The sequence below is a fragment of the uncultured Sphaerotilus sp. genome (genome assembly GCF_963924895.1).
Taxonomy (GTDB): domain Bacteria; phylum Pseudomonadota; class Gammaproteobacteria; order Burkholderiales; family Burkholderiaceae_C; genus Sphaerotilus.
On sequence record NZ_CAWURG010000015.1, the window covers coordinates 1 to 14297 of the forward strand.

At 56.6% G+C, this 14297-nt stretch carries 15 protein-coding genes; 6 read left to right on the plus strand and 9 right to left on the minus strand.

Features of this window, described 5'->3' with window-relative positions; all coding sequences use genetic code 11:
• Window positions 1-117 precede the first annotated feature (117 nt).
• Window positions 118-789: a hypothetical protein gene (locus AABN02_RS06030; RefSeq protein WP_338414018.1), complete on the minus strand. Its 672-nt coding sequence runs from the start codon at window positions 787-789 to the stop codon at window positions 118-120.
• Here AABN02_RS06030 and AABN02_RS06035 point away from each other — a divergent pair.
• Entirely contained in the window at window positions 772-1197 is a 426-nt protein-coding gene (locus tag AABN02_RS06035; protein ID WP_338414019.1) for a hypothetical protein, read from the plus strand. The genes AABN02_RS06030 and AABN02_RS06035 overlap by 18 nt on opposite strands.
• Window positions 1198-1607: 410 nt before the next feature.
• Here AABN02_RS06035 and AABN02_RS06040 read toward each other — a convergent pair whose 3' ends face one another.
• From AABN02_RS06040 to eno, 4 genes are all read right to left on the minus strand, one after another.
• Window positions 1608-2990 carry a pyruvate dehydrogenase complex E1 component subunit beta gene (locus tag AABN02_RS06040; protein ID WP_338414020.1) on the minus strand — a complete coding sequence of 461 codons (1383 nt, stop codon included), beginning with the start codon at window positions 2988-2990 and terminating at the stop codon, window positions 1608-1610.
• Window positions 2990-4075 carry a pyruvate dehydrogenase (acetyl-transferring) E1 component subunit alpha gene (gene pdhA / locus AABN02_RS06045; RefSeq protein WP_338414021.1) on the minus strand — a complete coding sequence of 362 codons (1086 nt, stop codon included), beginning with the start codon at window positions 4073-4075 and terminating at the stop codon, window positions 2990-2992. The genes AABN02_RS06040 and pdhA overlap by 1 nt, the downstream gene beginning before the upstream one ends.
• A 117-nt stretch (window positions 4076-4192) precedes the next feature.
• Window positions 4193-4504: a septum formation initiator family protein gene (locus AABN02_RS06050; protein WP_338414022.1), complete on the minus strand. Its 312-nt coding sequence runs from the start codon at window positions 4502-4504 to the stop codon at window positions 4193-4195.
• Window positions 4505-4605: 101 nt separating this feature from the next.
• Window positions 4606-5880: a phosphopyruvate hydratase gene (gene eno, locus AABN02_RS06055; RefSeq protein WP_338414023.1), complete on the minus strand. Its 1275-nt coding sequence runs from the start codon at window positions 5878-5880 to the stop codon at window positions 4606-4608.
• A 206-nt stretch (window positions 5881-6086) separates the two neighbouring features.
• On the opposite strand from eno, the gene AABN02_RS06060 reads away from it, so the two are divergent.
• The 5 genes from AABN02_RS06060 to AABN02_RS06080 are packed head-to-tail and all read left to right on the plus strand — an operon-like array spanning window position 6087 to window position 8168.
• Window positions 6087-6623, plus strand: coding sequence for a hypothetical protein (locus AABN02_RS06060; protein ID WP_338414024.1), 537 nt, complete (start codon window positions 6087-6089; stop codon window positions 6621-6623).
• A gap of 35 nt (window positions 6624-6658) precedes the next feature.
• Complete coding sequence (locus tag AABN02_RS06065) at window positions 6659-7069, plus strand: phage holin family protein (RefSeq protein ID WP_338414025.1); 411 nt, start codon at window positions 6659-6661, stop codon at window positions 7067-7069.
• A gap of 2 nt (window positions 7070-7071) precedes the next feature.
• Window positions 7072-7392 carry a hypothetical protein gene (locus AABN02_RS06070; RefSeq protein ID WP_338414026.1) on the plus strand — a complete coding sequence of 107 codons (321 nt, stop codon included), beginning with the start codon at window positions 7072-7074 and terminating at the stop codon, window positions 7390-7392.
• Between the two features lie 3 nt (window positions 7393-7395).
• Window positions 7396-7935, plus strand: a complete 540-nt coding sequence (locus AABN02_RS06075; protein WP_338414027.1) for a hypothetical protein — start codon at window positions 7396-7398, stop codon at window positions 7933-7935.
• Window positions 7932-8168: a DUF4170 domain-containing protein gene (locus AABN02_RS06080; RefSeq protein WP_338414028.1), complete on the plus strand. Its 237-nt coding sequence runs from the start codon at window positions 7932-7934 to the stop codon at window positions 8166-8168. Before AABN02_RS06075 ends, AABN02_RS06080 begins: the two co-directional genes overlap by 4 nt.
• Here AABN02_RS06080 and AABN02_RS06085 read toward each other — a convergent pair.
• The 4 genes from AABN02_RS06085 to carA form a co-directional block, all read right to left on the minus strand.
• Entirely contained in the window at window positions 8165-8806 is a 642-nt protein-coding gene (locus tag AABN02_RS06085) for a rhomboid family intramembrane serine protease (RefSeq protein WP_338414029.1), read from the minus strand. The genes AABN02_RS06080 and AABN02_RS06085 overlap by 4 nt on opposite strands.
• 5 nt (window positions 8807-8811) lie before the next feature.
• Entirely contained in the window at window positions 8812-9285 is a 474-nt protein-coding gene (greA, locus tag AABN02_RS06090; RefSeq protein WP_338414030.1) for a transcription elongation factor GreA, read from the minus strand.
• Between the two features lie 115 nt (window positions 9286-9400).
• The gene (gene carB / locus AABN02_RS06095) at window positions 9401-12757 is read right to left on the minus strand and encodes a carbamoyl-phosphate synthase large subunit (protein ID WP_338414031.1); all 3357 of its coding nucleotides are present in this window, start codon (window positions 12755-12757) and stop codon (window positions 9401-9403) included.
• On the minus strand, window positions 12750-13937 hold the full coding sequence (gene carA, locus AABN02_RS06100) for a glutamine-hydrolyzing carbamoyl-phosphate synthase small subunit (RefSeq protein WP_338414032.1): 1188 nt from the start codon (window positions 13935-13937) through the stop codon (window positions 12750-12752). Before carA ends, carB begins: the two co-directional genes overlap by 8 nt.
• Between the last annotated feature and the right edge of the window lie 360 nt (window positions 13938-14297).

The following is a 14297-nucleotide window of genomic DNA, read 5'->3' on the forward strand; positions in this document are numbered from 1 at the left end:
TCCTGTTCCTGTGCACCAATCCACAGGAACAGGCCCACAGTCAGCATCAGCAATATGACGGCGGCACCGGCGGAAAATTTCTTCATAAGCGAAATCCGCGGATCAGCGACTGTCGATCTAGTGACCGGTAACCCCGTGCCAGATTATGCGCACAGCGTTAGCCGGACGATAGAGATTAGCAGTCAGTTGGTTTTTTTTAACATCGCGAATCATCAGCTTGCAAAGGATTGAGAGTGGTCGTCCGCTTCCGTTAAAATTGGGTTGCAGCTTAGATGACATGATTTCGGTGCAGCGGTCGAACGCAGACCGCCGCATGTTGGCATCAGAACAATGGCGAGCAAAATCCCATAACGCCCAGGCCATGCTCAGTTCGGTTTGACCTTCGCTCAGTGGTTTTCCACCCGCCAAACCAAATTCGAACAGTCCGCAACCGCGGGCAGTGGCATAATTGTCGAAGTTACGATCCTGCCAGGGAAAATCATCGAGCATCACTTCCCACCCATCGAGCAAATTTAAGAGCGGAGCGAGGTTTTCTCCGCGGTCTTCGAGCCGATTAATTTGCTCGACCAGCGGTTCGCCTGCCGGCCTTTCTGCCGCAGGTTTAGTTAAAATATCCCGCCACCATGTTAACCGTATCTGTCCGATCAATATTTCCGTTGTCGAGCGGACAATCTCTGCGAACCGCGCATCGAGCGAAAAAAGCAAAGCATAGCGATCACGGTCCTCAGACCCTGCATAGGCTACAATCAACCGTTGTAGCGGCTCCAGTTCTTGCAGCGCATCACTCATAACGCCGCGGTCGGGAGTTTTCTTGGCAAAATCAAGGTAAACTTCGCCTTAACCATAACTGTTTGGCCGCCTCTAACCCTTTTTCTCGTATCTGGCACATTCGAAATCGTCGATCGGCTCAGGAATCTTCCGATAGTCGAAGTCACAAGTGGTCTCGCACTGCTTGAGTTTGCTTTCACAGCACCGGCAATGCTGCTTATCGGCCTGACTGGAATGGAAACCGCGAATCTCGCCGTCGCCCATCTGCAAGTCAGCCAAATCGCAATGCTCGTCGAGGACAATGCATCGCGTGTGCGCTCCTCTATCGATGAGGCCGATATTCGTGAGATATTTAACGGCGCCCATCTGACAGGCAAGGCGATCGATTTTTCTCCCAACGCATGCATCATTCTCTCCTATCTGGAGTAAAATGGCGAAAGCGGGTCCTCCGCGGACCAATGGATACGCTGGCAGCGCTGCTGCGGCGGCAATGCATGCTCTGTATCTTCCTATGGCGAGGAAAATGACGGAAAAAACGACTCCAGCCTGGCCGCGGGCATCGGACCGACCGGAAATAAAATATTGGCATCCGGATCGACTGCGGTCAATTTCGCCGAAGTCATTTACGATTATCAACCTCTGGTTTCAGACAGGTTTTTTGGGGATACGGTCATCCGCTATCAAAGCGCCTTTGTCGTGCGTGAGCGGAATGACCACGCGCTAAAAAATGCCAGTTCCATACCGAGCAGCGAGCTGTGGAAATGCAACGTCTATGGCAGATAGAAAATCCGCCCAGCTAAGCCGTCAGACCAGAAAGTAAGGCGTCATCCGTTTCCGATCTATTTATAGCAGACCTTTTTTACAGCCGCGATGATCCGCGCGCTGTCGATCAGCGCTGCTTTCTCCAGATTGGCCGCATAAGGCAGCGGGACATCTTCATTGGTCACCCGCAGCACCGGAGCGTCGAGATCATCGAATCCGTGCTCCATGCATAAGGAAATGATCTCGCTCGAAATCGAACAGGTCGGCCAGCCTTCTTCGGCAATGACCATCCGGTTTGTTTTGGTCAGACTCTGCAATATCGTTTCCCTATCCAGCGGTCGCAACGTGCGCAAATCGATGACTTCCGCTTCTATGCCTTCGCCGGCCAGACTATCTGCCGCTTCCAGCGCCAGACCGACGCCGATAGAATAGCTGACAATCGTAACATCGCCGCCTTCGCGCATAATCCGCGCCTTGCCAATCGGCAGAGTATAATCCTCAATCTCGGGCACTTCGAATGACCGGCCGTAGAGCAGTTCATTTTCCAGAAATACGACGGGATCGGAAGACTGAATCGCTGCTTTTAGCAAGCCTTTGGCATCCGCCGCATCATAAGGCGCTATAACGATCAGGCCGGGAACCGCCGCATACCATGGGGCGTAATTCTGACTATGCTGCGCACCCACCCGGGAGGCTGCGCCATTGGGACCACGGAAGACAATCGGACAGCGCATCTGGCCGCCGGACATATAATTGGTCTTGGCGGCCGAATTGATGATCTGGTCGATCGCCTGCATAGCAAAATTGAAGGTCATGAATTCGACAATCGGCTTCAGACCACCCATGGCCGCGCCGGCGCCAATGCCGGCGAAACCATGTTCGGTAATCGGCGTATCAATCACCCGTTTCGGGCCAAATTCGTCGAGCAGACCCTGGGTAACCTTGTAAGCGCCCTGATATTCCGCGACCTCTTCGCCCATCACAAAGACCGTGTCGTCCTTGCGCATTTCCTCAGCCATGGCATCGCGCAACGCTTCCCGAACGGTGACCGAGACCAAGGCGGTGCCAGCAGGCACGGACGGGTCATCGGCGCGGAAAATTGGAACCGGTGGTGAGGTTTCTATGATTTCAGGCTTCGCTTCTTCCGCCGGTTCGGGAGTGGCAATTTCCTTCGATGCGCTGGCGGATTCCGCATCAGCAGCTGGGCCAGTCTCCTCATCTTCTCCGACCATTTCGGCAATGACCGTGCCAACCGCAACTTCGTCAGTTCCCGCCGCAATCAAAATTTTCGTGATCACGCCTTCGTCGATCGCTTCAAATTCCATCGTTGCCTTGTCGGTTTCGATTTCCGCCAATATGTCTCCGGAAGTGACTGTATCACCTTCCTTGACGAACCATTTGGCCAGCGTGCCTTCTTCCATGGTTGGCGACAGAGCGGGCATTTTTAGTTGGATCGCCATCAATATTGCTCCACCAGAACGTTGGTATAAAGTTCGGACAGCTCCGGTTCTGGAGATTCCTCGGCAAAGTCAGCCGCTTCCATCACCGTCTTGCGGACCTTTTTGTCCAGCGCTTTCAAATCCTCCTCTTTCACTCCTTCTTTCAGCAAGGCTGCTTTCAAACGTTCGATCGGATCGGATTTCTCACGCACATCCTGTACTTCGTCACGGCTGCGATATTTAGCCGGATCAGACATGGAGTGGCCGCGATAGCGATAGGTTTTAAGCTCCATCAACACCGGGCCACCGCCGCCGCGCACATCCTTCAACACTTCTTCTACTGCACCGCGGACGGCCAGCACATCCATGCCATCCACTTGCACGCCGGGAATGCGAAAACTCTCGCCGCGCCGGTAAAGCTGATCTTCGGCGGAGGAGCGGTTGACGCTCGTGCCCATGGCATATTGGTTATTCTCGATCACGAAGATCACCGGCAACTGCCAGAGCTCCGCCATGTTGAAACTTTCGTAGACCTGCCCCTGATTGGAAGCCCCGTCGCCGAAATAGGCCAGGCAGACGCCGCCATCTTCTTTATATTTATGGGCAAAGGCCAGACCGGTGCCAAGCGAGACCTGCGCGCCGACAATGCCGTGACCGCCATAAAAACCGTGGTCGACCGAGAACATGTGCATCGAACCGCCCTTGCCTTTCGAAATGCCGGACGCGCGGCCGGTAAGTTCCGCCATCACAATATTTGGGTCAATGCCGCAGGCCAGCATATGACCATGATCGCGATAGCCGGTGATCACGCTGTCCTTGCCGGGGTTGATCGCCGATTGCAGGCCTGTAACGACCGCTTCCTGACCGATATAGAGATGACAAAATCCGCCGATCAGGCCAAGACCATAGAGCTGCCCCGCCTTTTCCTCGAAGCGGCGGATGAGCAGCATCTGCTCATAGAAGTCCAGCATCTCTGCCTTGGTTGCATTGTAAATCGGCGCCTTAAGTCCGCCCGTGGAATGCACCACCGGCTTGACTTTGGCTGGTGCGCGCTTAGGCGCAGCAGGTTTTTTGGCTGGGGCGGTTTTCCGGGGAGCTTTTGCCACGCGAGCGGGATCCTTTTTTTAACGAGCCGATAGCATAGCCAAAACTGCTCCGTTACCCAAGCACTTAGACTCAGTCAAAGACTGGAATTTGTGATCGTCGCTTGAAACAGCCGAACGCTATTTCAACGGAATGATAATCTCGTCAGGATGAACAACATTGACCTTATTGCGCAGAAGTTCACCGATCAAATCCGGATCAGCGCCCCGCGGATCCAGCAGCTCTACCCGGTTCTTCAAAGAATCGCGTTCGGATTCCAGCTTGGATAGCTCGATCCCCCGCGTTTCCAGTTTTGCCTGATATTCGCCCCATGCCAAAACCCCGGTTGGTCCGAGCACGGCATAGCCCGCGATGCCAAGCAAAGTCATTAATGCAAATCCGGGCCCGAGAGCAGCTCTTATCAAACCTGAAATTTTTTCGCGTTGCGCCATAGATTTACCTTGAATCAGAAAAATGATTCGCTGGCAAGAGCCTTAATAACCAATTTGGAAGTTCAGCACCCCAACACTCGCCAAAAACGAGGAGCTGGCGATCATCTGAAAATTGAGCGTCCTGCATAACGCGCAACATTGCCCAATTCTTCCTCGATCCGGATCAATTGGTTGTATTTGGCCAGCCGGTCCGACCGCGCCAGACTCCCGGTCTTGATCTGACCGCAATTGGTGGCAACCGCCAGATCGGCAATAGTCGAATCTTCGGTCTCTCCCGACCGGTGCGACATTACCGCCGTATAGGATGCATTTTGCGCCATCCGCACGGCTGCCAGCGTTTCGGACAAAGTTCCGATCTGGTTGACCTTCACCAGCAGCGAATTGGCCAGCCCGTCTGCGATACCCATGGACAGGCGTTCGGGATTAGTCACAAAAAGATCATCCCCAACCAGCTGCACCGTATCACCAACTGCATCGGTGATCAGTTTCCAACCTTCAAAATCATCTTCGGACATACCGTCTTCAATCGACTGGATCGGATAGTCCCGGCACAGGTCGGCCAAATAGTCTGACATTTCAGGCGGGCTGAGTATCTTACCTTCGCCCGAAATATGGTATTTACCATCCCTGAAAAATTCTGTGGCGGCGCAATCCAGCGCCAGCACCACTTCATCACCGATCTTGAACCCGGCTCTTTCCACCGAAGCCATGATAAAATCGAGGGCTTCGCGGGTCGAACCAAGATTCGGTGCAAAACCGCCTTCGTCGCCCACCGCCGTGGCCAGTCCTTTTTCGGATAGACCCATCTTCAGTGTATGAAATATTTCCGATCCCCAGCGGACGGCTTCCGAGAGGCTTCCCGCACCCACTGGCATCACCATGAATTCCTGGAAATCAATCGGATTGTCGGCATGCTCACCTCCATTGATGATGTTCATCATGGGTACCGGCAGGACATGCGCCGAAACGCCGCCAACATAGCGATATAAAGGCAGGCCCCGCGCGTCGGCCGCGGCTTTTGCGACGGCCAGACTGACCCCCAATATCGCGTTGGCGCCCAGCCTGCTTTTGTTTGCCGTACCATCAAGCGCAATCATCACCGCATCCAGTTCTTCCTGGTCTTCAGCATCCAGATCAGTCAGCGCATCCTTGATCTCACCATTGACCGCAGCAATCGCCTTGAGAACGCCTTTGCCAAGATATTTGCTCTGGTCGCCATCGCGCAATTCAACCGCTTCATAGGCCCCTGTTGAAGCACCGGAAGGGACAGCCGCGCGACCGAAGCTGCCATCCTCGAGCAATATATCAACCTCTACCGTCGGGTTACCCCGACTATCCAGAATCTGGCGGGCATGCAGGTCGATTATTGCGGTCATGATGATGCTCCGAATGAAGTATAAATGGTGGCCTCGTTCTTATCGCGATGACCGGCTTCTTGCAATCCATTGCACCGCTTTTATCGTCGCCTTGCCTCTTGATTCAAAGCAAAATGATCCCATTTCGAGTATAAGTGGAGCCACAAATAGGGCGCCTTCCGCTTGTGGAATGTTGGCAAGAGACAAATTAAGAAGGAATATTGATCATGGCAGAAGTCAAGAAACCAACCATAAAGTCGACGACAAAAGCCGCTGCAAAGAAACCGGCCGCGAAGAAAGCGGCAACCAAAAAGACTGCGCCCCAAAAAGACACATCGGAAACGCGCACAACAAAAGCGCAAAAAGCTGCTCCGCTGAAAGCCGGCGCGACCAAAGCTGCGGCAACGAAGAAAGACACCACGGGTGATTTCAAGGATCGCGCCCTGACAAAAGCAAAATCGGCCGCCAGCCAAGGCAAGGAACGCACAGGCAATGCGATCGAGAATCTGAGCAAGATAATCGAAGATAGTGCAAAAACCATCGACGACAATGTCGGCGAAAAATATGGCGACTATGCCCGTTCGGCAGCGGACGCCGTGTCCTCCTTTGCGGAGAAGCTCAACGCCAAAGAAATTGATGAAATGGTTGAAGACGCGCGCGGCTTTGTTCGGAAAAGTCCGGCAGTGGCCATCGGCGCAGCAGCCGTGGTAGGATTTCTGGTATCCCGACTTATCAAATCAGGGATGGATGATCGCGACGCATGAGTGTAGCATGGCGCCACCATATCAGCGGGTGACGAATGTTGCAGGACAATGATATTCCAGTTTTGGATGAAGAGCCTCTTCCCGGCGAGGCCGCAGCTTCTGTTGCGGGTGAAACGGAAGCCAAGTCTCTGACGTCACAGGTCACCAACCTGATTGAGGACGTGCGCATATTGGCCCATGCCGAAGTCGAATATTATGTTGCTAAACTTTCGATCAATATGGCGGCGACCAAGCGCGTTTTAACACTCTTTGGGATGGCAATCTTGTTCGGATCAATGGCAATCATAGCCCTTATCCTGGGAGTATTACTGGTCCTGTCGGATTATCTTGGCCCGTCGGCGGCGACAGCAATCGTTACGGGGTCGGCCCTGCTGGTTGCCACGATCACGATGAGCATGGCAATCAAACGGGCGAGAAAGCTGCCACTGGACGAAAATGATATGTGAGAATGATGATGCCGAGAAAAAATGACAAGATATTAAACCTGCGCAACCTAGCGATCGACCGGGATCAGGCGCGCGCAAATCTGAGGAAGGATACGGCCGAGACCAGGAAGCGGTTGAAACCGGCCAATCTGATAACAGAAGCAAAGAGCAAATTCGCAAGGCGCGTCCAGAAAACCGGAGCACGCGCAATCAACGTAGTCCGGGTCAATCCGGGCCTCACCGCAACCGTAGCAGCGACCGCGACTCTGATCGCGATGCGCAAACCGATTGCCAAGCTTATAGCCAACCGCAAAATATCCGAGCCGAATCCAATCGAGGAATAGACTATGAACAAACTGACCGACAATATTGACAAAGCCCGCGCCGCATCCCGGGAACGGCTCGAAACGGCTAGAGAAATTGCTACCGAAGGTTCTCTCGTCGCCCGCGAAAAAATGTCCGAAAGCAAAGCACGGGCTGCAGCCATGCTTGGTGAAGGACGTGAAAAAGCCGCTGAAAGCATTGCAGCCACCAAGGATGCGGCGAAAAAGGCCGTGGCCAAATCCGAAGAAACCATTTCCAACAGCCCGCTGGCGATTGTCGCCGGTGGTGCCGCCCTGGGTGTCCTGATCGGGATGCTGCTGCCGAAAAGCAAAACCGAAGAAAAGTATGTCGGCGGCGCCGGTCGCAAGGTCAACGAAACCGCAAAAACCGCTTATCAAGCCGCCAAGGATGCGAGTCGCGACCAGATCGGTGAACTGGGTCTGAGCAATGACAATATGCGCGCGCAGTTCAAAGATCTGTTTGGCAAAGCCATCGAGGCTGCTAAGGCCGCGATGACCGCAGCACAGGATGCGGTGAAAGAAGAACATCAGGGCAAAAAATGAGCGAACAACGCAGCAAAATTCATCTGGTGATGGGCGGACGGGTCAAGGATCCACGCGGAGTGGAGTTCGTCAACCTCGACAAGATGGATCTGGTCGGAGTCTATCCTGACTATGATGCAGCCGAGGATGCCTGGCGTTCAAAAGCCCAGATGACGGTCGATGATGCCGAGATGAAATATGTTGTCGTCCATTTACACAGGCTGCTCGAACCCGACCTTCCGGACGAAGCCTAGGCGCTCCTAAAACGCCATCCGAGCAATGGTCTGGTGAGCAGCAGCCCCGCAACAAATCCGCCAATATGCGCGAATATTGCGATACCCTGGAGGTTCCCGCTGGTGACCACACCGATCATCAGCTGAATGCCGATCCATGCGAGGGTCAGCCAAACGATGCGCACGACATAGCCCGGAATCGGCCCGACAGCATCAACCCGGTTGCGCGCGAATAGCAGCGCATAGGCGCCCAATATCGCAGAAATCGCGCCGCTCGCGCCGACCATCGGAATCATGGAACCGCTGTCGACAGCATATTGCGCAAAGGCCGCCGCATAGGCGCCGACGACATAGAGGATCGCCATCAGCCCCGGCCCCATCGCCTGCTCGACAAACCGACCGCAAAACAAAAGTATTAGCATGTTGAAACTGATGTGGAGCAGCCCGCTGTGCAAAAAAGCCGAGGAAAGCGGTGTCAACCAGGCGGGCACCAGCCAGCCATAGGCTGTCAGATCAAGTGCTTCTCCGCTCAGCCGGATTGGGAACATACCGCCGCGCAGCAGCGCTTCCTGCTGCCAGCCGAAAATCCAGATTACCATAAAGATTGCGACATTGACGATGATCAGCCCGTTGGACAGTTTTCCAGCTGGCATATTCATCCGATCTAGATGAACTCGATCTTCTCGAGCAGGAAATATTTGTCGCCAGACGGCACGGTCACTTCGATATCGTCGCCGACACTGCGGCCGATCAAAGCCCGGCCTATAGGTGAATTATAGCTGATCATGCCCGCCTTGGCATCGGCTTCGGCCTGACCCACCAGCTGATATTTTACCGCCTTGTCATTTTCGTCGCGCAAGGTCAGCGTCGCGCCAAATACAGCCTTGTCCCCGGACAATGTCTTGGGGTCAATGACCTGGGCGCGGGACAGCTTGTCTTCGAGATCGCCGATTGTTGCCTCTACCTGGCCTTGCCGTTCCTTGGCGGCATGATATTCGGCATTTTCCGACAGATCACCATGGGCACGCGCGGTTTCGATCGCGTCGACAATGATCGGACGCTCCAGTTTTAGCGCCTTGAGTTCGGCTTCCATCTTTACATGGCCTTCGGCCAGCATTGGTACTTTTTCAACAGCCATTAGATTGGCCCTTCCTTACAGATACGCTACCGATTTCAGCCGTGCAGCGTCAAAAACAGTTTTCCGGCGTCCCCTTTTGCAAAGGCCGCCCGCAGTGTGACAAAATGTCGGAAAATTAAGTCTGCGAAGCCTTATAATAGGACTGTAACGCGCGAACTTCAAGAGTCTGATCGCGTAGGGCCTCAATCGCCTGCATCGCGGCATTGCTGGCGGTGGCGGTTGTATAGATAGGAATTTTGCCAACCAGCGCCGCCGCCCGGATCGATTTGGAATCCTTGAGCGACTGCCAGCCTTCGGTTGTATTGAAGATCAGATTGACATCGCCATCCTTGATCCGGTCGACGATATGGGGGCGTCCCTCGGCGACCTTGTTGACTTTCTCGACCTTGATCCCCCGTTCGGTCAGATAAGCCGCAGTTCCGGACGTAGCGATCAGACGGAAGCCAAGCTTCTCGGCCAGACGCGCTGCCGGTTCGATCACCTTCTTGTCGGTTTCCTTGACCGAAATGAAGATCGTCCCGCTATCGGGCAATATATTGCTCGCACCCAGTTGCGCCTTGGCAAAGGCAATCGGGAAATTCTGGTCGATGCCCATGACTTCGCCGGTCGATTTCATTTCCGGCGACAGCACCGGATCGACACCGGGGAAACGGTTGAACGGGAAGACCGCCTCCTTGACCGCGATATAGTCGATATGCCGGTTGATCACCGGCAAGTCCTTGAGCTTCTCTCCGGCCATCACCCGCGATGCGATCTTGGCAATCGGAACGCCGATCGCCTTGGCGACAAAAGGCACCGTTCGGCTGGCACGGGGATTGACCTCGATCAGATAGACTTCGCCGTCCTTGACCGCGAACTGGATGTTCATCAGCCCCTTGACCTTCAGACCGAAAGCCAGCGCTTCGGTCTGCCGCTCCATTTCGGCGATGATGTCATCGCTAAGATTATAAGGCGGAATCGTGCACGCGCTGTCGCCCGAGTGGACCCCAGCTTCCTCTATATGCTGGAGCACGCCGCAAACCACGACTTCGTCGCCGTCGCAGATCGCATCGACATCGACTTCGATCGCATCGCGCAGATATTTGTCGACCAGCACCGGACTGTCACCCGACACCTGTACCGCGGTATTGATATAATCTTCCAGCTGGGCCGGGCCGTCGACAATTTCCATCGCCCGCCCGCCAAGCACGAAACTTGGCCGGATCAATACCGGATAGCCGATACGTTCGGCGATTTTCACCGCTTCGTCGCGGGTCCGGGCCATGCCATTTTCCGGCTGCTTGAGTTTCAACTTGTGGACCAGCTTGGCAAAACGCTCGCGGTCTTCGGCCAGATCGATCGCATCCGGCGAGGTGCCGAGGATCGGAATGCCGGCATCTTCCAGCGCCTGCGCCAGTTTCAGCGGGGTTTGCCCGCCAAATTGAACAACCACGCCAACCAGTTCGCCCGATTGCTTTTCGACATGCAAGATTTCCAGCACATCTTCGGCAGTCAGCGGCTCGAAATAGAGCCGGTCAGATGTGTCATAATCGGTCGACACGGTTTCCGGATTGCAGTTGACCATGATCGTTTCATAGCCCGCTTCCGAAAGCGCATAGCAGGCGTGGCAACAGCAATAATCGAACTCAATCCCCTGCCCGATCCGGTTTGGACCGCCGCCGAGAATGATGATTTTCTTGCGATCCGATGGCTGCGCCTCGCATTCCGGCGCGCCGAAAATCGGCGCTTCATAGGTCGAGTACATATAAGGCGTCTTGGCTTCAAATTCTGCTGCGCAAGTGTCGATCCGTTTGTACACCGGCCGCACACCCAGCTTGTGACGCAAGGTCCGGACATCGGATTCGGTCGTTGCCCCCGCCATGGCGGCAAGCGCGTCATGAACCAGCCCGCGTCCGCCAGCGACGGCTCGCCCGGCTCCGCCGGCAATATGGACCGAATCAATCGCCAGTTTGGCCAGTCGCTGATCGGAAAAGCCCATGGATTTCAGCTTGCGCAAGGCTTGCGCATCATTCGGCAGACCATTGTCTATCACGCCCTGCTCGGCATCGACGATTTCGCGAATTCTGGCCAGAAACCAGGGATCGAAACCGGCAATGGCATGGATTTCCGCATCAGTAAAACCTTCGCGCATCGCTTGGGCGGCAACTAGCAGACGGTCCGGGGTCGCCCGGGCAAGAGCGGCGGCGATATCGTCGCGGTCCGCCCCTTCGAGCTCCACTACACGGTTGAAGCCGTCCAGCCCGGTTTCCAGCCCACGCAGCGCTTTCTGCATCGATTCATGGATATTGCGGCCAATCGCCATGACTTCACCGACTGACTTCATCGCGGTCGACAGCAATGGCTCTGCGCCCTTGAACTTCTCGAAGGCAAAGCGCGGAATCTTGGTGACTATATAATCAATCGTCGGCTCGAACGACGCCGGGGTGGCGCCGGTAATGTCATTCTCGATCTCGTCGAGCGTATAGCCAACCGCCAGTTTCGCGGCGACGCTGGCGATCGGGAAGCCGGTCGCCTTGGACGCCAGCGCCGACGAACGCGACACGCGCGGATTCATCTCGATGACGACCATGCGGCCATCGACCGGGTTGATCGAGAACTGCACGTTCGAGCCACCGGTGTCCACGCCGATTTCGCGCAGGATCGCGATCGAGGCGTTGCGCAGCAGCTGGTATTCGCGGTCGGTGAGCGTCTGGGCCGGGGCGACGGTGATCGAGTCGCCGGTGTGGATGCCCATCGGATCCAGGTTCTCGATCGAGCACACGATGATGCAGTTGTCCGCCTTGTCGCGGACCACTTCCATTTCGTACTCTTTCCAGCCGATCAGCGATTCCTCGATCAGCAGTTCCTTCGTCGGCGAGAGGTCGAGGCCGCGCTTGCAGATTTCCTCGAACTCTTCCGGGTTGTAGGCGATGCCGCCGCCGGTGCCGCCCAGCGTGAAGCTGGGGCGGATCACCATCGGGAACCCGCTGCCGCCGATGTCGGCCAGGATCGACTTCTGGACAGACCAGGCAGCTTCCATCGAGTGCGCGATGCCGGACTTCGCGGAGCCGAGACCGATCTTGGTCATCGCGTCCTTGAACTTCAGGCGGTCTTCGGCCTTCTCGATCGCGTGCTCGTTGGCACCGATCATCTCGACCTTGTACTTGTCGAGCACGCCGTGCTTGTGCAGGTCGAGCGCGCAGTTCAGCGCCGTCTGGCCACCCATGGTCGGCAGGACCGCATCCGGGCGCTCCTTGGCGATGATCTTCTCGACCACCTGCCAGGTGATCGGCTCGATGTAGGTCACGTCCGCCGTGTTCGGGTCGGTCATGATGGTCGCCGGGTTCGAGTTGACCAGGATGACCTTGTAGCCTTCTTCGCGCAGGGCCTTGCACGCCTGCGCGCCGGAGTAGTCGAACTCGCAGGCCTGGCCGATGATGATCGGGCCGGCGCCGATGATGAGGATGGATTTCAGGTCGCTGCGCTTAGGCATTGTTCTTCTCCGCCACGTGCTGGGTCATGAGCGCGGTGAAGCGGTCAAACAGGTAGGCAATGTCATGGGGGCCGGGCGAGGCTTCCGGGTGACCCTGGAAGCAGAACGCCGGCTTGTCGGTGCGGGCCAGGCCCTGCAGCGTGCCGTCGAACAGGCTCACGTGCGTCGGGCGCAGGTTCGCGGGCAGCGTGTCGGCATTGACCGCGAAACCGTGGTTCTGGCTCGTGATCGAGACGCGGCCGGTGTCGAGGTCCTTCACCGGGTGGTTGGCGCCGTGGTGGCCGAACTTCATCTTGAAGGTCTGCGCACCCGAGGCCAGCGCCATGATCTGGTGGCCCAGGCAGATGCCGAAGGTCGGGATCCCGGTCTCGATCAGGGTCTTCGCGGCGGCGATCGCGTAGTCGCAGGGCTGCGGATCGCCAGGGCCGTTGGACAGGAAGATGCCGTCCGGGTGGTAGGCGAGCACGTCGGCCGCCGACGTCTGCGCGGGCACCACGGTCACCTTGCAGCCACGCTCGGCCAGCATGCGCAGGATGTTGCGCTTCACACCGAAGTCATAGGCGACGACGTGGAACTGCGGTGCGGTCTGTTCGCCGAAGCCTGGTGCGCCATTGGCGGAGAACAGTTGCCACTCGGTCTCGGTCCAGACTTCCGGCTCGCGGCGGGTGACGACCTGGGCGAGGTCCAGACCAGCCATGTTTGGCGCACGGCGGGCCAGCGCGACGGCCTCGTCGATCATGGCCTGCGTCACAGCAGTGTCAGCCGGAAAACCCATGATGCAGCCGTTCTGGGCCCCTTTGGTGCGCAGAACACGGGTGAGGCGGCGGGTGTCGATGTCGGCGATGGCGACGGTGCCTTCGCGCACGAGGTACTCGGCCAGCGTCATCGACTGGCGGAAGTTGGACGCGCGGACGGGCAGGTCCTTGATGATCAGACCAGCGGCATGGACTTTCGAGGCCTCGACATCCTGCTCGTTGACGCCGTAATTGCCGATGTGCGGATACGTGAGGGTCACGATCTGCCGGCAGTAGCTCGGGTCAGTGAGGATTTCCTGGTAGCCGGTGAGCGCGGTGTTGAACACCACTTCGCCGACTGTGTGACCGGCAGCGCCGATCGAGGTGCCTAGAAAGACTGTGCCGTCTGCGAGTGCGAGGATAGCGGGGGGCAGGACGGGCAGCACGGGAACTCCGGATAGAGCGCCCCCAGCGCTGCTTCAGACCGGTCGGGCTCTGCGGATGGAGCACCGGCGACAAGCGCCATTCCGGAAACGTTGGGCAAGCATGAGACGCTGGGAAGCGTTGTTGGCAGACAAACCTGTGGATTATAGCCGCCCGGGGGTTTTCCCGGTCAGACGCGGACATCAACTCGCTGGAATGTTCGTGCGGCGGACAGATCCCCCTTGGATCAAGGGTCGGCTGATGCCATTCGGTACAAATTGGCCGCGCCGTTTACCGCGCTACCCCTCATTGGGGGAGCGACCACCATTGCGGGTGTTTTCATTTCAAGCGGGCTTGCTAAGGTGCAGACAGGAAACAACGAG